The sequence below is a fragment of the Parasphingorhabdus sp. genome, assembly GCF_036963805.1.
GTDB lineage: Bacteria > Pseudomonadota > Alphaproteobacteria > Sphingomonadales > Sphingomonadaceae > Parasphingorhabdus.
Genome location: NZ_JBALUN010000001.1, coordinates 882,834 through 899,674 on the forward strand (window position 1 = coordinate 882,834; position 16,841 = coordinate 899,674).

16 protein-coding genes are annotated in these 16,841 nt (G+C 51.5%); 7 read left to right on the forward strand and 9 right to left on the reverse strand.

The window, feature by feature from the left end:
• The 3 genes from V7676_RS04165 to V7676_RS04175 are packed head-to-tail and all read left to right on the forward strand — an operon-like array spanning position 1 to position 3,717.
• On the forward strand, positions 1 to 1,131 hold the full coding sequence (locus V7676_RS04165; RefSeq protein WP_335658386.1) for an ABC transporter permease: 1,131 nt from the start codon (positions 1 to 3) through the stop codon (positions 1,129 to 1,131).
• On the forward strand, positions 1,131 to 2,276 hold the full coding sequence (locus V7676_RS04170) for an ABC transporter permease (protein WP_335658387.1): 1,146 nt from the start codon (positions 1,131 to 1,133) through the stop codon (positions 2,274 to 2,276). Before V7676_RS04165 ends, V7676_RS04170 begins: the two co-directional genes overlap by 1 nt.
• A 7-nt stretch (positions 2,277 to 2,283) precedes the next feature.
• Entirely contained in the window at positions 2,284 to 3,717 is a 1,434-nt protein-coding gene (locus V7676_RS04175) for a TolC family protein (protein WP_335658388.1), read from the forward strand.
• Between the two features lie 20 nt (positions 3,718 to 3,737).
• On the opposite strand, the gene V7676_RS04180 is transcribed toward V7676_RS04175, so the two are convergent.
• Positions 3,738 to 4,460, reverse strand: a complete 723-nt coding sequence (locus tag V7676_RS04180) for an IclR family transcriptional regulator (protein ID WP_335658389.1) — start codon at positions 4,458 to 4,460, stop codon at positions 3,738 to 3,740.
• A gap of 174 nt (positions 4,461 to 4,634) precedes the next feature.
• Here V7676_RS04180 and V7676_RS04185 point away from each other — a divergent pair, with 174 nt between their 5' ends.
• From V7676_RS04185 to dmpG, 3 genes are read left to right on the forward strand one after another with little or no spacing between them, the layout of a single operon-like run.
• Positions 4,635 to 5,423 (forward strand): 2-keto-4-pentenoate hydratase, encoded by a 789-nt coding sequence (locus V7676_RS04185; RefSeq protein WP_335658390.1) that lies wholly within the window; start codon positions 4,635 to 4,637, stop codon positions 5,421 to 5,423.
• Positions 5,420 to 6,376, forward strand: coding sequence for an acetaldehyde dehydrogenase (acetylating) (locus V7676_RS04190; RefSeq protein WP_335658391.1), 957 nt, complete (start codon positions 5,420 to 5,422; stop codon positions 6,374 to 6,376). Before V7676_RS04185 ends, V7676_RS04190 begins: the two co-directional genes overlap by 4 nt.
• Complete coding sequence (gene dmpG / locus V7676_RS04195; protein ID WP_335658392.1) at positions 6,373 to 7,404, forward strand: 4-hydroxy-2-oxovalerate aldolase; 1,032 nt, start codon at positions 6,373 to 6,375, stop codon at positions 7,402 to 7,404. The genes V7676_RS04190 and dmpG overlap by 4 nt, the downstream gene beginning before the upstream one ends.
• A gap of 62 nt (positions 7,405 to 7,466) precedes the next feature.
• Here dmpG and V7676_RS04200 read toward each other — a convergent pair whose 3' ends face one another.
• The 6 genes from V7676_RS04200 to V7676_RS04225 all read right to left on the reverse strand — a co-directional run bounded on the left by V7676_RS04200 (position 7,467) and on the right by V7676_RS04225 (position 12,335).
• Positions 7,467 to 8,033, reverse strand: coding sequence for a DUF1993 domain-containing protein (locus V7676_RS04200; RefSeq protein WP_335658393.1), 567 nt, complete (start codon positions 8,031 to 8,033; stop codon positions 7,467 to 7,469).
• 92 nt (positions 8,034 to 8,125) lie between these two features.
• Positions 8,126 to 8,470: a hypothetical protein gene (locus V7676_RS04205; RefSeq protein WP_335658394.1), complete on the reverse strand. Its 345-nt coding sequence runs from the start codon at positions 8,468 to 8,470 to the stop codon at positions 8,126 to 8,128.
• 309 nt (positions 8,471 to 8,779) lie between these two features.
• The gene (gene lpdA / locus V7676_RS04210; protein WP_335658395.1) at positions 8,780 to 10,195 is read right to left on the reverse strand and encodes a dihydrolipoyl dehydrogenase; all 1,416 of its coding nucleotides are present in this window, start codon (positions 10,193 to 10,195) and stop codon (positions 8,780 to 8,782) included.
• The gene (locus V7676_RS04215; RefSeq protein WP_335658396.1) at positions 10,192 to 10,527 is read right to left on the reverse strand and encodes a hypothetical protein; all 336 of its coding nucleotides are present in this window, start codon (positions 10,525 to 10,527) and stop codon (positions 10,192 to 10,194) included. Before V7676_RS04215 ends, lpdA begins: the two co-directional genes overlap by 4 nt.
• Before the next feature lie 81 nt (positions 10,528 to 10,608).
• Positions 10,609 to 10,989: an acyl-CoA thioesterase gene (locus tag V7676_RS04220; protein ID WP_335658397.1), complete on the reverse strand. Its 381-nt coding sequence runs from the start codon at positions 10,987 to 10,989 to the stop codon at positions 10,609 to 10,611.
• Positions 10,990 to 10,994: 5 nt separating this feature from the next.
• Complete coding sequence (locus V7676_RS04225) at positions 10,995 to 12,335, reverse strand: pyruvate dehydrogenase complex dihydrolipoamide acetyltransferase (protein ID WP_335658398.1); 1,341 nt, start codon at positions 12,333 to 12,335, stop codon at positions 10,995 to 10,997.
• Positions 12,336 to 12,483: 148 nt separating this feature from the next.
• Between V7676_RS04225 and V7676_RS04230 the strand changes: the two genes are divergently transcribed.
• Positions 12,484 to 12,939, forward strand: coding sequence for a universal stress protein (locus tag V7676_RS04230; RefSeq protein ID WP_335658399.1), 456 nt, complete (start codon positions 12,484 to 12,486; stop codon positions 12,937 to 12,939).
• A gap of 43 nt (positions 12,940 to 12,982) precedes the next feature.
• Here V7676_RS04230 and rnr read toward each other — a convergent pair whose 3' ends face one another.
• Together rnr and proS are read right to left on the reverse strand one after the other, a co-directional pair.
• Entirely contained in the window at positions 12,983 to 15,271 is a 2,289-nt protein-coding gene (gene rnr, locus V7676_RS04235; RefSeq protein ID WP_335658400.1) for a ribonuclease R, read from the reverse strand.
• Positions 15,271 to 16,806, reverse strand: a complete 1,536-nt coding sequence (proS, locus tag V7676_RS04240) for a proline--tRNA ligase (RefSeq protein ID WP_335658401.1) — start codon at positions 16,804 to 16,806, stop codon at positions 15,271 to 15,273. Before proS ends, rnr begins: the two co-directional genes overlap by 1 nt.
• Positions 16,807 to 16,841: the final 35 nt, after the last annotated feature.

A 16,841-nucleotide genomic window follows, 5' to 3' on the forward strand; every position in this document is an offset into this window, starting at 1 on the left:
ATGGCGGGCAGTTTCTCTTCCCGGCGGCTTCGCGCCCTATTTACCAAGGAAATGCTGCAAGTACTGCGTGATCCTTCCACCATCCTCATCGCCGTATTTTTCCCGATCATGCTCGTTTTCCTGTTTGGTTACGGTGTCTCGCTAGATACCTCGGTGGTCAAACTTGGACTGTTGCAGCAAAGTGGTGGTTCCGCGAGCCTCAGTCTCGCATCGGCGTATGTGAACTCACCCTATTTTGACGTAAAGCAATCAAATGATAAGGAGGCGCTGTTCGATGACCTGACCGCGGGCCGGATCAGAGGCATCGTGACAATACCCGCCGATTTTGATCGCCGCTACGCTGCAACCAGAAAGACCGCAAAGGTCCAGATCATAACCGATGGCAGCAATCCCAGCACAGCCAATTTTGTCAGCGCCTATGCGCAAGGTGTTCATGCGCAATGGTTGGCCTCTGAAAGCGTCCAAGACGATAAAAAGCGAAGCGGCGGAATCCAGGTGCTGCCGCAATTCTGGTATAATACGGCACTGACCAGCCGAAATTTTTTGGTTCCGGGTTCATTTTCCGTGATATTGACTATGATTGGAAGCTTACTGACGGCCTTGGTTGTTGCCCGAGAATGGGAGCGGGGAACGATGGAAGCGCTGATCGCAACGCCGGTTACCATTCCGGAGTTTATTATCACAAAGATGGTGCCCTATTTTATTCTTGGACTGATTACAGCAACGATCTGCACATTAATGGCTGTCTTTATATTCGACGTGCCTTTCAGAGGGTCGATACTCGCGCTATACGCGCTATATGCAGCATTTCTAATGCCCGCACTTGGCCAAGGACTGCTGATATCGGCTGCACTCAAAAACCAGTTTGTCGCATCGCAGGTAGCGTTGCTTACGGGGTTCCTGCCGGCCTTTCTGCTCTCCGGGTTTATCTTTGAGATCAGTTCGATGCCCAAGTGGATTCAGGTGATAACCTACGCCGTGCCCGCTCGTTATTTGATTCCGCCTCTGCAAAGCCTTTTTCTGACCGGAAATGTCTGGGCGCTGTTGCTTCCCAATATCGCGATCCTGCTTGGATTCGGCGCGCTGTTCTTCATCCTGATATTCCGCGTCACTAAAAAGACCCTCGACTAATGGCTGAATCCGCATTTGCAAAATGGCCGGCCTGGGCACGGATGCGGGCACTGGTGATCAAGGAATTTCTCGCAATGTTGCGCGACAAAAAGGGCCGGGTTACCCTGATTGCGCCGCCGGTATTGCAACTCGTTCTGTTCAGTTTTGCATCGACGCTTGCCGTCGAAAATGCTGATATCGTGTATCTCGATCGTGATGGAGGTGCAGCCACTGCCGAAATTATTCAGCGTATCCAGGGGAGCCCAAATTTCAGATCAGTGACGCGCGTGAATTCGGAAAAAGCGGTAGAACATGCTATTGATGAGCAGGATGCGATTGCCGGAATTCACTTTCCGCAAGGATTTAGTTCTGATCTGAAGGCTGGCAAACCTGCCCCGCTCCAAATCGTTTACGACGGCCGCCGGTCCAACGCTTCGCAGATCGTGAACGTTTATCTTGGCCAAATCGCGGCCAGCGCTAACACGGCTTTAGCTGCTACCAAGCAGGATAATCACAGGACGACGCCTAGTGAAATCGTGACAAGCAATGCTTTTAACCCGAATCTGGAATATATGTGGTTCGTTCTTCCCAGTTTACTCGCGATGATCAGCGCTCTTTCGACCCTGTCCGTAACGGCTCAGTCCATTGCTCGCGAGCGGGAACTGGGAACATTTGATCAACTGATGGTAACGCCGCTGAGGGTTCATGAAATCCTTGTCGGCAAATCGATCCCTCCTTTTCTGGTCGGCCTATTTAACTCGACAATATTCGTTATCGCAGCGGTGTTCTTTTTTGACGTCCCATTCCGGGGATCTCTTGTTCTTCTTTACGGTGCCGTTGTTTTTTTTCTGCTGTCGATCATAGGTGTAGGGCTATTTATCTCCTCGCTTTCTAAAACGCAGCAACAAGCCTTTCTCGGTATGTTCATCTTTATGACCCCTGCCGTACTATTGTCAGGCTATGCTTCGCCGATCGACAATATCCCGTTCTGGCTGGAACAGATTTCTCTCGCTAACCCGATACGGCATTTTATTGTGATCGTTCAGGGCGTGTTTCTGAAAGCCATGCCGCTCATGCAAGTGCTGGCTAACACCGTTCCACTCATCATCATATCCGCCTTTACACTGTCCGCAGCAGCCTGGCTGTTCCGGCACAGAATGGAGTAACCGCAATATGCCCTCTTCCCCCAGAATGCTCGTTATAAACGCCGCGATATTTCTATCGTCTTGTACCGCCGTTGGCCCTGAATATGTTCGCCCGAATATTGCGCCCCCCGCACAATTTGTTTCGACAAGCGATAGCTCCGCGATTGAAGAAAACTGGTGGCAGCAATTTGATGACCCACTCTTGACTGCGCTGGTTCAGGAAACGGCCACCCGCAATTTTGACGTTGCGGAAGCCGCTGCCCGTGTTCGCGAGGCGCGTGCCCTACTAGAAGCAGCCAAAGGTGGTCGTCTCCCGGAAAGCGCATTGACTGGGTCGGCTACTCGCAACCGGCTTAGCGAGGGCGGGCAGATACCCGTCGGCGATATTCCGGGATTTGAACGCGACTTTGCATTATTTGATGCCGGTTTTGATGCGTCGTGGGAAATTGATCTGTGGGGCCGTGAAAGCAATAATATCAAGGCACACGCCAATGATCTTGCGGAAAAACAAGAGCTGCAACGCTCCGTCCTGCTCAGTGCAATAGCAGAAACGGCCGCTGCCTATATCGATTTGCGCAGCGCTGAGGCATCGGCAAGTGCAATAGCTGCACAGAGCGAAGCTTTGCAGGAAAAACTGCGGCTATCCCTGCTTCGCAGCAAGAGCGGGGAAGCTCCAAAATCCGAAACCGTGCAAATAGCGGTTCAGGCAGAGGACGCCGCCGCGCAGTTACCATCAGTACAGGCCAACGCACGTGTCGCGGCCTATCGTCTGGCACTTTTGACCGGACGCAATCCGGCTGATCTATTAGATCGCGTCAAAAATACGGGTGCTTTACCAGACTTGCCCGCTACCGTATCTGCAGGAACACCTTCAGACGTCCTTCGTCGCCGTCCGGATATTCGTGCGGCGGAATATCGCCTAGCCGGCGCAACGGCGCGTGTTGGCGGCGCAACCGCCGATCTCTATCCCCGATTTGCTTTGCTCGGCAGTATTGGTCAGCAATCACGTGATGCGGAGGGACTGGTTTCGGCGGGTTCAACACGTTTTTCTTTTGGGCCTTCCTTATCATGGCCGGTTTTCCAGATGGGGACGATCAGGGCTCAGATCCGAGCCGCAGATGCCCGCAGCGAGGCAGCCGCAATTAATTACGAGCGAACGATCCTGACCGCCCTAAACGAAAGCGAAACGGCGTTTGCTCGGTATGCGCGTGCGGTCGACAGGGTCTCCAGAACCGCCGATGCCATGGCAAATGCGGCGGAAAATGAAGCCTTAGCGGAAAAACGCTACACGGCAGGTGAAGATAACAAGCTTGCGCTGATGGATGCTATTGCGGCGACAGCCCGTTCGCATTTTTCGCTCGTTAGTGCAAAAGCCGATGCGCTCCGGCAGGCGATTGCCGCCTACAAATCACTTGGCGGTGGGTGGCAACGTTTTGAGCAAAACGAGACTAATTCACATTAGTTTCCTCTCACAGATGATGCTTAGGTAGCTCCGTCTCGCGACAAAATATCCGCAATTTCATTCGCAGTTTTGTACATCGATGCGATCAGCACGGCATCATTTGACTGATCAACTTCCCCGCCGAGTCGCGAAACGGAAATGCCCAGCGATATAGCGGATTCATTAGAAGGAACGGGCACGGCAAGGCAATATAAGTCCGGAGAAATCTCTCGATTATCAACGGCGAACCTTTGGTCTTTGACTTTCTCTAATTCAGCGCGGAGCGTGTTTACATCAACCGTGGTATTAGGTGTCAGGGCAACAAATGGACCATTCGCTAGATATTGCGACTGTTGATCGGGCGGCAGGCCAGCCAGCAAAACCTTTCCTATACCTGTGCAATATGCCTCAAGCTGCATTCCTTCGCGGGTAAAGAGCTGGTCATTGCCGCGACCTTCCTTGACCAAATAGGTAACCATATCATCCTCCAGCATACCCATATGAACGATTGCCCCGCTGGAAGCGGCGAGCGAGCTCAGGCTTTTGCGCGCAAGTTCAGCAGCGATGTGGGAAGGTTGAAGATATGGGGTCAGAGACAGCAACCCCGGTCCTGCGATATAATGACCCCGGCGAGCAGGCTGCAAGAGCCCCTGCTCTGTCAATGTTGCCAACAGCCGATATACAGTCGCATTCGGTATATCGAGGTTTTTTACCAAATGCGTTATCGAGTGCCTCCCGCCATCGCGGATAACCAGCTGCAACAAATTAATGGCGCGCCCGAACGAGCTTAAGATTGGCGTTCCTTTTCTCATAATGTGAGATATAATCAACATCGCACCATAGGCACAAGCGAAACTTTTGAATATAGAAGATAGTTAGAAGGCAATTTAGCGGGCAATCCGATTTTGAAATATTGCCGCATTGAGGGGATATATAATATGGCGAACACCCATGAAATCGCCGCCGAGCATTTGAGGTCGGCCTATAATAGTCAAGCTATCGGGCCAATGCGCGAATTTCTCGACCCTACCGACGTTGACGGGGCTTATGCGGTACAGGCGATCAATACCCGCCATTGGGAAAAGCAAGGCCGCCGCATCGTTGGCCGCAAAGTTGGATTGACTGCAAAGGCAGTGCAGCAGCAGCTTGGCGTAGGACAACCCGATTTCGGTGTACTATTTGATGATATGCACATCCCCGATGGAGGCACATTAAAGGCATCTCAGGTTTTACAACCCAAAGCCGAGGCCGAAGTGGCCATTATATTGGGCGCCGACATTGATGGCGCGGACATCACCCGCGACCAGGTCGCCGCAGCCGTCTCAGAAGTGACCGCGGCGATAGAGATTGTCGACAGCCGCATTGCCGACTGGAAAATTACCTTCGCCGACACCGTTGCCGACAATGGCTCATCTGCCATGTTCGTGCTGGGCGACACAAAAAAGCCGCTGGACGGTCTCGATCTGTGGACATGCGGCATGGCGATGGAAGTCAATGATGAGGTCGTATCACTCGGCGCGGGGGTTGCCTGTCTTGGCCACCCACTAAACGCGGCAACGTGGCTTGCGCGCATCTTGTCAGAACGAGGAGAGCCGCTGCGCAAGGGCGATATTGTTCTGACCGGTGCACTGGGTCCCATGTTCGCCATCAGTCCCGGCGACCATGTGCGCGCCAGCATTGGCGGGCTTGGGTCTGTTTCTTTCACATATGAGGATGACCGCAAATGACCGGTAAAACAAAAGTCGCTATCATTGGTTCCGGCAACATCGGGACCGATTTGATGATAAAAGTCCTGCGCCTCTCAGAAACTCTGGAAATGGGCGCGATGGTCGGTATCGACCCCGCGTCCGACGGCCTTGCCCGTGCGAGCCGGATGAACGTGGCGACCACAGCAGAGGGCATAGACGGGCTAGTCAAAATGCCTGAATTTGCGGACATTGAAATTGTGTTCGATGCAACATCTGCCGGTGCGCACGCGCATCATAATGAGATATTGCAGGCCCATGGCAAGATCGTGATCGACCTGACCCCCGCCGCGATTGGCCCCTATACTATTCCGGCAGTAAACGGCGACGCGAATTTGGATGCCCCCAATGTCAACATGGTGACGTGCGGTGGGCAAGCGACCATCCCGATTGTTGCTGCCATCAACCGTGTTGCAAAAGTGCACTATGGCGAAATCGTCGCATCCATCGCGTCGAAATCCGCAGGCCCCGGCACCCGCGCCAATATTGACGAATTTACCGAAACCACAAGTCAGGCGATTGTTGACGTGGGCGGCGCAGAGCGCGGCAAGGCGATTATCGTTCTCAATCCTGCCGAGCCGCCGCTGATTATGCGCGACACGGTCTATTGCCTGACCGAAGAAGGCGACCAGAAAGCAATCGCCGATTCTGTCGCGCAAATGGTCGCAGAGGTGCAGCAATATGTACCGGGATACCGGATGAAACAGGCGGTGCAATTTGAACATATCGGTTCCAACCGTCCGCTCCGCATCCCCGAGATGAACGACGGAAAGGGCGGCGAATATACCGGCCTGAAAGTATCGGTATTTCTCGAAGTAGAAGGCGCGGCGCATTACCTGCCCGCATATGCAGGCAACCTCGATATCATGACTTCCGCAGCCATGAAAACCGCAGAAAAAATCGCCATCCGTAAACAGGAAAGGGCCGCAGCATGACACTCGATCCGACAACGCAAAAGCTTTACATTCAGGACGTAACGTTGCGCGATGGCATGCATGCCATTCGCCACCAATATGGTCTGGACCATGTTCGCAATATTGCCAAAGCGCTGGACCGTGCCAAGGTGGATGCCATTGAAGTGGCCCACGGCGATGGTTTGCAAGGCTCCAGCTTTAACTATGGCTTTGGCGCGCATACCGATTGGGACTGGATCGGCGCGGTCGCCGAAGTATTGGAACACAGCGTTCTTACGACTTTGCTGTTGCCTGGTATTGGCACCATTCATGACTTGAAACACGCCTATGAAATGGGTGTACGATCAGTGCGCGTGGCGACCCATTGCACGGAAGCCGATGTCGCGAAACAGCATATCGAATATGCGCGCAGCCTTGGTATGGATGTATCAGGCTTTTTGATGATGAGCCACATGACCGCCCCTGACAAACTGGCGCAGCAAGCGCTCTTGATGGAAAGCTATGGCGCACATTGTGTCTATGTGACCGATAGCGGCGGCGCGATGAATATGGATGATTATGCGGCGCGTTTAAAGGCTTATGACGCGGTATTAAAGCCCGAAACACAGCGCGGCGTGCATGCCCATCACAACCTGTCTCTGGGCGTTGCCAATAGCATCATCGCGGTGCAAAATGGCGCGGTGCGCGTTGATGCATCCTTGGCTGGCATGGGCGCAGGCGCAGGTAATGCCCCGCTTGAAGTGTTTATTGCCGCTGCCGACCGTTATGGCTGGAACCACGGCTGTGATCTTTATGCTTTAATGGACGCCGCCGAAGAGCTGGTGCGTCCGTTGCAAGATCGCCCTGTCCGTGTGGACCGTGAAACTCTTACCTTGGGCTATGCCGGCGTTTATTCGTCATTCTTGCGCCATGCCGAAAAGGCCGCTGCGGATCACGGCCTCGATACACGCACAATATTGGTCGAGCTTGGCAAGCGCAAAATGGTGGGCGGTCAAGAAGACATGATCACCGATGTTGCGCTTGATCTGGTACAGCAAACGCCTACCTGATAGCTGTCACCAGAGGGGAAAATCACTCTAGACGTCCCGCACAGGAGAGGAGCATGCGCGCGTTATTGCGAAGGCATTGTGCCGGGACGTAAATAGGCAAACATATGGGCGACATAATCAGCCTTGCCGAGATCGACTCCCCCGCTACGCAATATGGCGTAAGCGGTCATCACATGAAAATAGAATTGGGGTAGCGTCCAGTCCCGGGCATATTGTTCTGCCGTAAAATCGAAAATCATCCCTGTGGGAAGACTATGCGCAATCTGTCTTTCCTGATCACCATCGAGCGCGTCCGAATCAGCCGATTCTACGAGCGCAACAGTTTCATCAATTCTTGCCTGAGCATCGGCGATTGATCCGGGGTGATCATCTGCATTCCGCCCCTCATTAAGCAGAACATCTATCGATGCAGGAAGAACCTCTCCCTTCAACCGAAACAAGCCTTCCTGCGCCTGTAAGCACGCAAACCGGATCTGAGTAGATAGCGGAAACATGTCTGGAGCAAGACGCCCAGAAAGAAGTGCTTCCGCCTCGCCGTCCGGAAACTGTGTTTGAGCCTTATCAAGCCAAGCTGACAGCGCTTTCAGCATCTGCACATAGGTCGGGATAAGAACGTTCGTTAGAGTCATCACGGTCCTCTTTCTAACGGAAATACCCGAAATCATATAGAAATATATTTTCGGGCAATTATCCGGGGCGGCCAGCGGTCGGAGTGAACGGCCTATTCTTCCTTGACTGGCCTTGTGTTGGAACTCAGATAGCCGGCATAGCCATCTGTAAAGGAGAGCAAGACACTATCTGCTTCTTCGGTGGCGAAACCAGTGGCTTCTTTTTCCGAACTGCCAAATTCCATTTCGTCTTTCTTCATCGCTGCAATCATCGCGTTGCGTTCATCCGTGCAACCTTCTGTAGCGGCTTTTTTGAAAGCACCCCGTGCCGTTTTTTGGTCCAGATGAGTGATCGATAATTCGGTCAGGCAATTGGAATAGCTAACTCTGCTGGTTTCCGCGTCAGCGGCAATAGCCGTAGCGGAACTCAAGAGGGCAATAGAGAGTAATGCAAACATAAAAACCTCCTAAAAAACTAGGTGTAATATATCATGTTCTTTACGTTTGACGCTATGAAAATTGCATGGATAATGGTGCAAAAACAAGCAGCCAAAATTGACGTAAATAGGCCAGATTTATTCAAATATATGAGAATCTTAAGCCGGCAATCTAATATTTAATTGTAAAATTTTCTACAAAAAATGCCGTAAGTTGCGGCGACTCTAGCGGCCGCGCATAGCTGTCAGAGTCGCCACGGAAAAGCTGATCGATAACCTCTCGCTAAAGCTCTTAGACATAATGGCTAAAGATCAGCCTCGGCCACAAACTTACATATGCAAGACACGGCCATAGGCATCGAGAACGCTCTCATGCATCATCTCGCTCAGCGTCGGATGTGGGAAGACCGTATTGATCAATTCCGCTTCCGTAGTTTCCAGCGTTTTGCCCACCGTATAGCCCTGAATCAGTTCGGTCACTTCGGCGCCAATCATATGGGCACCCAGCAATTCGCCGGTTTTTGCATCAAATACGGTTTTGACAAAACCTTCGGTTTCGCCCAGCGCGATCGCCTTGCCGTTACCGATGAACGGGAAGTTTCCGACTTTGACATCGTAACCCGCTTCCTTGGCTTTAGCTTCGGTCAGGCCAACACTGGCAATTTGTGGGTGGCAATAGGTGCAACCAGGGATATTATTCACATCCATCGCATGCGGATGGGCGTCTTTTCCAAGGCTTGCGGCGATGGCTTCAGCCGCTATCACACCCTCATGACTGGCTTTATGCGCCAACCAAGGTCCGCCGGTGCAATCGCCAATGGCATAGATGCCTTCGACATTGGTCCGGCACATTGCATCGGCTTTAATATGGAAGCGTTCATCCGGTTCGATGCCGAGTTCATCCAGACCGATGGTTTCAATATTGGGCTGTATGCCCACGGCGACAATCACATGGCTGAACTCTAATTTTTCAACTTTGCCTTTGCTATCTTCAATCTCGGCGGTCACGCCTTTGGCGCCCGCATCAATACTTTTGACTCCAGCCCCAGTCATGATTGTCATTCCCTGTTTTTTCAGGGACTTTTCAAGGAATTTTGAGATGGCTTCATCTTCGACCGGAACAATCCGGTCCATCATTTCAACGACCGTAACATCGGCGCCTATATCATTATAAAAGCTCGCGAATTCGATCCCGATCGCACCAGAACCGATGACCAGTAATTTGGTCGGCATCTCCGGCGGCGTCATGGCATGACGATAGGTCCAGATGCGCTTGCCATCGGCCTTCGCAAAGGGAAGATCACGGGCACGCGCACCGGTTGCGATGATGATATTCTTCGCCTCAAGCGTTTCTTCGCCCTTCTCGATTTTAACCGAAACCTTGCCTTTTGCGACAATTTTGCCGTCGCCCATGATGACGTCGATCTTGTTTTTTTTCATCAGACCGGTGACGCCCTGATTGAGCTGTTTCGCCACCCCGCGTGAGCGTTTAACAATCGCGTCAAGGTCGGCGCTGATCTTCTCCGCAACCAGACCATAGTCGGCGGCATGCTTCATATTATGAAACACTTCTGCCGAGCGCAGCAATGCCTTGGTCGGTATGCAACCCCAGTTCAGGCAGATACCGCCCAGATTTTCCCGTTCAATAATCGCGGTTTTCAAACCCAGTTGGGAGGCGCGGATTGCCGCGACGTAGCCACCGGGGCCGGAACCAAGAACGATGAGGTCGTATGATTTTTCAGTCATTTTTTTCCTTCTAGAAAATCCGCTGTGAGCAACATTTCATCTTTTAACATTTTACCCGAAGGTCCGACAGTTTCTGTCTGTCTACACATTCTAATTATTACATCTTTATATTGCGGGTATTTTCTCAATTCATAAGCAGCAGCCATTTTTGATGCAATGCTTCCGCCCGAACGCCCTAGATGATCCATGATCTCGAACAATCTTTGAAACTCTTGAAAATGAACTTCACGCCGTTTTGTCAAAGTATAAAAAATAGCGGCCCAAGCCATCCCAATCAATGGGATGACAAGACCTGCCCAAGCGATCCACTCCTGCCAGTTTGTCGGCTGCATTACCCTACCATCCCTAGTTGTTGTTCCAGAACTGGGTTTTGAATCTGACAGAGGATAAAGGTATAGATGCAGAGATACTAGTCAAAACAATACTTTCTGACGAACTTCAGCTGGCTGATTATTCTCATCCAACGCCACGAACGTATATTCACCCGAAGCCGCTTTCATCATTTCGTCGCTGTGTCGTTCGCGGGAATAGGCCTCTGCCCGCACGATCATCGAACTGCGTCCGATCTTCGCAAATTCGACAAAAACCGACAGCTCGTCACCGACATTGACAGGCCGTTCAAAACGCAGCTCATTTGCGCCGACAACGACACATTTGCGTTTGCTATGCTGCGCCGCCAAAGCGGCACAGCCTTGCGCCATTTGCCCCATCAACCAACCGCCAAAGACACTGCCATAAGGATTAGTGTCCGTCGGCATTGTGATGGTGCGTATCGCGGGGATTTTATCTTTCATATTGTTCAAGCCAGCATGCCCAGAGGGTTCTCCACTAGCTCTTTGAATATCTTCATCAGCTGCGCGCCATCTGCGCCATCAATGGCGCGATGATCAAAGCTGCCGGTGGCGCTCATGATGGTTGCGATTTGCAGGCTGTCGTCGATCACATGCGGGCGCTTCTGCCCTGCCCCGATCGCCATGATCATCGCCTGTGGCGGGTTGATCACCGCGTCGAAATTCTTGATACCGAACATCCCCATATTGGAAATGCTGGCAGTGCCGCCCTGATATTCATGCATCTTGAGCTTGCCTGCCTTTGCTCGCTCAGCAAGGTCTTTCATCTCGGTAGAAATGGTGCTGAGCGATTTGGTGTCAGCGCCGGTGATGATAGGCGTGATCAGGCCGCCGGGGATGCTGACCGCAACCGAAATATCTGCGCGGGAAAAACTTTTGAGCTCGTCACCCTCGATCGACACATTGCATTTGGGCGCCTGCATTAGTGAAACGGCCAGCGCCTTGATCAGCAAATCATTGACCGACAACTTAATACCGCGCGGTTCGAGCGACTTGTTAAGCTCTCCACGTAAGTTAAGTAGCTTATCGAGCTGGATATCCACGGTGAGATAAATATGCGGGATGGTTTGCTTTGCTTCGGTCAGACGACGGGCGATTGTCTTACGCATGCCGGACAGCTTTTCGGTTGTATACGGAGTCTCGAAATCATTGTCCGCTTGCGGCGCAACGGTAGTTGTTGGCACAGAAGATGTTGGCGCAGGCGCGGCTTTGGCCGTTCCGCCTTCTGCGGCATCGATATCGGCTTTAACAATCCGTCCACCGGGCCCCGAACCGCTCATGCCGGCCAGATCAACGCCTTTCCCCTCGGCAAGACGCCGGGCAAGAGGGCTGACCTTGATACGGTCCCCATCAGCGGCGGGTGAGGCCGCAGCCGGTGTGGCAGCCTGTGGTGCCTTGTCCGCAACCTTTGGAGCATCATCTTGTGCTGGTTCTGCAACCTTTGGGGCAGCGGCGACCGGTTTTTCGGGAGATTTCTTGGCAACTGGTTCGGGTTTTACCTTCTTCGCGACACTTTCGCCACCTTTCGAAACCGCGGAAACATCTTCACCCTCTTCTGCCAAAATCGCAATCACCGCACCGACTTTTACATTTTCGGTACCTTCGGCAATCGTGATTTTCGCAATAGTGCCCTCATCCACTGCTTCAAATTCCATCGTCGCCTTGTCCGTCTCAATCTCCGCCAGCAAATCGCCTGAAGCGACCACATCCCCTTCTTTAACCAGCCATTTGGCAAGCGTCCCTTCCTCCATTGTGGGAGATAAAGCAGGCATTTGAAGGTTGATTGACATGGAAAGAAGACCCTTATTCTATATCGGCGTTGGAGCGTTTATGCGCAAATGGCATAAAAGTGCAAGTGGGGTAAACCTTGCATATAGCAGGCTTTTATCGCAAGCACGGTTTTAATAGCAAGAATACGCAGTTGGTTGGGGATTTTTCATGCGTACTTACCTAGTGGTAATAGACGAAACCGAAGAGGCGAGCATTGCGCTGCGCTTTGCGTCCCGCCGCGCCATGAAGACTAACGGCGCTTTACATATTTTGGCGTTGGTAGAGAGTGAAGGCTTTGTCGCTTGGGGCGGAGTGCAGGCGACTCTTGAAGAAGAAGCGAAAAACCGCGCTGAAGCTTTGGTATCCAGCGCTGCGGGAACTTTGTTCGAAGAAACCGGTATCAGGCCCTCGATTACTGTGAAGGAAGGCAAAGGCCCCAAGCAAGTTCGTAAGTTGATGGATGAAGTTGAAGGCTTGGCTGCTTTGGTTCTCGGCGCGGCAGCCCATGGTGCCCCAGGCCCGCTAGTAACCCATTTTGCCGCCACAGAGGCAGGCAGCCTTCCCTGCCCAGTGATGGTCGTTCCTGGATCTCTAAGTAAGGAAGAGATTGATCGGTTAAGCTAAATGCTAACCCAATTCGTAGCGCGCTGAATAGGCGCTATTTCATTCACCTTCCTCGATGGCGAATATTTGCCGGACGCCCCCGTGTTCCTTTACGATGGGGCTTTCCTTTTCCGCCGGTGCTGCCGCGACGCGGTTCATAGCGCCCGGACATATGATTAGCGCCCTCTGCCAATTCAAACAGTAGACTTCCGGTCGCGGCATTCGCTTCGACTAAGCGTAACTCAAGCTTTTGACCGATATTATAGGTTACACCGCTGTCGACACCTTCAAGCTGTTGCTTTTGTTCATCATAATCGAACCGTTCCACCCCTAATGTGCGGACCGGCACTAGCCCGTCACCGCCCAATTCCTCTACTGTAGCGAAAAAGCCAAAATTCTGAACACCAGTAATCCGGCATTTGAGAACTTCACCGACATGATCGGACAAATGGGCAGAAATATAGCGATCAACTGTTTCCCGTTCAGCCATCATCGCGCGCCGTTCAAGTTGGCTGATTTTTTCGGAAATCATATCCAATCGTTCAGCCATATCCGCACTCAATCCACTTTGCGGAGGGATTTGGATATTATCTGGTTTGGGCTGTTCTAATTTACAGGCGCTCACTAGGGCACGATGGACAATGAGATCGGCATAGCGACGGATAGGGCTGGTGAAATGGGCATAGCTTCCCAATGAAAGGCCAAAATGCCCCATATTGGTAGCTCCATAATAAGCCTGAGTCTGGCTCCGTAAAATTTGCTCCATGACCAAGGGTAATATCTCCGCTTCACCAACTTGTTTTATCAAGCTGTTAAAAACAGAAGGTTTTATGACTTGTCCCATTGCAAAACTAACATCGAAGCTTTTCAGATAGTCTTTGAGCGCTATCAGTTTCTCTCGGGACGGGACTTCATGGACACGGTAAATTAAGGGGGATTTCTTCGATTCTAGCATTTTGGCCGCTGCAACATTGGCCGCGATCATAAAATCTTCAACCAGACGATGCGCATCCAGACGTTCGCGCACGGCTATTTCGGCGATCCGTCCTTGATCATCCAGAACAACGCGTTTTTCCGGTAGGTCCAGGTTAAGGGGTTCCCGCCCGTCACGTGCATGGGCCAATAACTTCCAACATGCCCAAAGCGGCTCAAGGGCCCGTGCCTTCATGGGATGCTCAAGTTTACCGTTCATCGCCGCCTGCGCATCTTCATAAGCGATATTACCCGTTAACCTGACGATGGCACGACTGAAACGGGATGAGATTATTTTTCCTTTGGAATCAATTTTAAGATGGCAGGCCAAAGCTGCCCGATCAACATTCTGCTTGAGAGAGCAGACATCGGTAGAGAGCGCCTCTGGCAACATAGGTACAACCCGATCAGGGAAATAAACACTATTACCGCGTTTATATGCTTCTTTATCGAGTTTGGTTCCGCTGCGCACATAGAAGGACACGTCCGCAATCGCGACTATGGCTTTATATCCATCGACATTATTTGCATCGTCATCCGACGCGGCCCATATCGCATCATCATGATCACGCGCATCAGCAGGGTCGATCGCGACGATAGGGAGATGGGTTAAATCCTCCCGGTCTTCGTGGCTCAATTTTAATTTGGTTGCCGCTTCAGCTTCCTCAACGACTTCGGACGGAAACTTATTCGGAATTTCAAATTTATGGATGGCAATCAGGCTGAATGACTTGGGTGCAAAAGGATCTCCCAAGACCTCTTTCACCTGCGCCTTGATCTGCGTGCCGCGACCTACTGGTTCGGCAAGGACCAGATTGCCCACTTCCGCTTCACCCAGATCTGAAATAGCAGTACTACGACGGATTTTACGATCAACAGGCTTTAGCCAGAACCGGTTTCTTTCGTCCTTCTCGACAATGCCCATTAACATATCGCTGCTTTGGGCAATTTTCTTCATCATGAAGGCAATATGCCCCTGCCCACGCTCCTCTGTACGGGCTAGAATTCGGTCCCCAACCGCCAATGCAGCGCGGCGCCCGCGCTCTTTAATTCGAAGGTGCGGAGCTGGAGCACTATCAGATTCCCACCGTTCAGGCATCCCGATCGCTTCATTGCCGTCAATCTCGACGATTTTAAGCACTGTTACCTTTGGGACACCTCCCATTTTATGGAAGGCACGTCCGGGCGTGCTATTGATCAAGCCTTCATCAGCCATATCTTTGAGCAAAGACTTAAGCGCAATTTTGTCCGACCCGCGCAATTGAAATGCTTTTGCAATTTCGCGCTTACCAGCAGGTTGGTCGGATTTCTCGATGAACTCCAATATCTGTTTGCGCGACGGAAGTTGCCGTGGTTTATGGGCTTTGGGCGGTTTGGCCATCAATAGGCTTTACCAACAAGAATTCGTTCGACCGCGGGCTTTCCAGTAAAGATACAATTGCCATCAACCGGATCAGACTTTTGAGGAACATTGCGGAAGGTTAATTTCAATTTCTTCAAACGCTCTTCAATCTGGTCAAGCTCATCACCACTCGCGCGGCACCATTGGACTTCGAGCCATCCGGGGTATTTTTTATTCTCTTTGTAGAATTTTTCGACTGCGGCAAAGTCGGTCAGTCCGCGTGTGATATTGCTATCCAAATGTTGCTTGGCTTCATTGTGCAACTTCGACTGAATTTCTTCCAGCAAAACGGGAACAAGATCAACAAAAGCATCCTTCTCCAAGATTTGGGAATCCAATTTGCCATTGTCTTTATACAAAGCATCACGGCGCAGGACCGAAATATTGCCTTCCGTAACATCCCGAGGACCAATTTCTAATATTAGCGGTGCGCCTTTTTTTACCCACGCCCACCGCTTGTTAGACGCCTTCACTCCGCTTTTGTCGAATTTAACCCTTACATTTTCATCAAACGCCCGCAGACCTGCGATTTGCTTTGTAAGACTAGTGCAGAAGTCTACGACTGCCTCGTCTTCTGGTTTATCGCGCAACATCGGTATGATTACAACTTGGTAAGGCGCGATAAGCGGCGGCACGCGCAACCCATCATCATCGCCGTGGGTCATAATAACCCCGCCAATTAAGCGCGTCGAAACACCCCAACTAGTAGTATAAGCGAATTGGAACTGTCCCTCTTTATCTTGGAACCTTATGTTTTGCGCCTTGGAAAAAGTCTGCCCGAGGAAATGCGATGTGCCAGCTTGCAAAGCCTTGCCATCCTGCATCATTGCTTCAATGGAGTAAGTTGCATCTGCCCCTGGGAAGCGCTCATTTTCAGGTTTCTCGCCGGCCACGACAGGCATAGCCAAAACATCTTCTGAAAAGCTGCGGTACATCTCCAGAATATCGAGTGTTTCTTCCATCGCTTCTTCACGAGTGGCATGAGCTGTATGCCCTTCTTGCCAAAGAAACTCGCTAGTGCGTAAAAACATACGCGTTCGCATTTCCCAACGAACGACATTCGCCCATTGGTTGATCATCACCGGTAAATCGCGCCAACTCTGCACCCATTTCGCAAAGGATGTGCCGATCACAGTTTCCGATGTTGGCCGAACAACCAACGGCTCTTCAAGCTTTGCATCAGGATCGACGACCAAACCGTTGTCGCCGTCTTTCATCAACCGGTGATGGGTAACGACCGCCATTTCTTTTGCAAAACCCTCAACATGCTCGGCTTCTTTGGCGAAGTAACTGAGGGGAATGAATAATGGGAAATAGCAATTTTCATGTCCGCTGGCTTTAATCCGCTGGTCCATCAAAAATTGTATGCGTTCCCAGATACCATAGCCCCATGGCCGCATAACCATGCAACCACGAACACCGGATTCTTCAGCCAAATCGGCTTCGGCGATAAGTTGTTGATACCAGGCTGAAAAGTCAGCCTCTCTCGTAACTGATAGAGCGTTTTTCTTCACGTATGCGGTTCCTGTCGGAAAAGTTTTTAAAATTC

Bases quoted from the DNA above. Each gene is read 5' to 3' on its own strand.
- V7676_RS04165 (WP_335658386.1), top strand. From the start codon at position 1: ATGGCGGGCAGTTTCTCTTCCCGGCGGCTTCGCGCCCTATTTACCAAG.
- V7676_RS04170 (WP_335658387.1), top strand. From the start codon at position 1,131: ATGGCTGAATCCGCATTTGCAAAATGGCCGGCCTGGGCACGGATGCGG.
- V7676_RS04175 (WP_335658388.1), top strand. From the start codon at position 2,284: ATGCCCTCTTCCCCCAGAATGCTCGTTATAAACGCCGCGATATTTCTA.
- V7676_RS04185 (WP_335658390.1), top strand. From the start codon at position 4,635: ATGGCGAACACCCATGAAATCGCCGCCGAGCATTTGAGGTCGGCCTAT.
- V7676_RS04190 (WP_335658391.1), top strand. From the start codon at position 5,420: ATGACCGGTAAAACAAAAGTCGCTATCATTGGTTCCGGCAACATCGGG.
- dmpG (WP_335658392.1), top strand. From the start codon at position 6,373: ATGACACTCGATCCGACAACGCAAAAGCTTTACATTCAGGACGTAACG.
- V7676_RS04200 (WP_335658393.1), bottom strand. From the start codon at position 8,033: ATGACTCTAACGAACGTTCTTATCCCGACCTATGTGCAGATGCTGAAA.
- V7676_RS04205 (WP_335658394.1), bottom strand. From the start codon at position 8,470: ATGTTTGCATTACTCTCTATTGCCCTCTTGAGTTCCGCTACGGCTATT.
- lpdA (WP_335658395.1), bottom strand. From the start codon at position 10,195: ATGACTGAAAAATCATACGACCTCATCGTTCTTGGTTCCGGCCCCGGT.
- V7676_RS04215 (WP_335658396.1), bottom strand. From the start codon at position 10,527: ATGCAGCCGACAAACTGGCAGGAGTGGATCGCTTGGGCAGGTCTTGTC.
- V7676_RS04220 (WP_335658397.1), bottom strand. From the start codon at position 10,989: ATGAAAGATAAAATCCCCGCGATACGCACCATCACAATGCCGACGGAC.
- V7676_RS04225 (WP_335658398.1), bottom strand. From the start codon at position 12,335: ATGTCAATCAACCTTCAAATGCCTGCTTTATCTCCCACAATGGAGGAA.
- V7676_RS04230 (WP_335658399.1), top strand. From the start codon at position 12,484: ATGCGTACTTACCTAGTGGTAATAGACGAAACCGAAGAGGCGAGCATT.
- rnr (WP_335658400.1), bottom strand. From the start codon at position 15,271: ATGGCCAAACCGCCCAAAGCCCATAAACCACGGCAACTTCCGTCGCGC.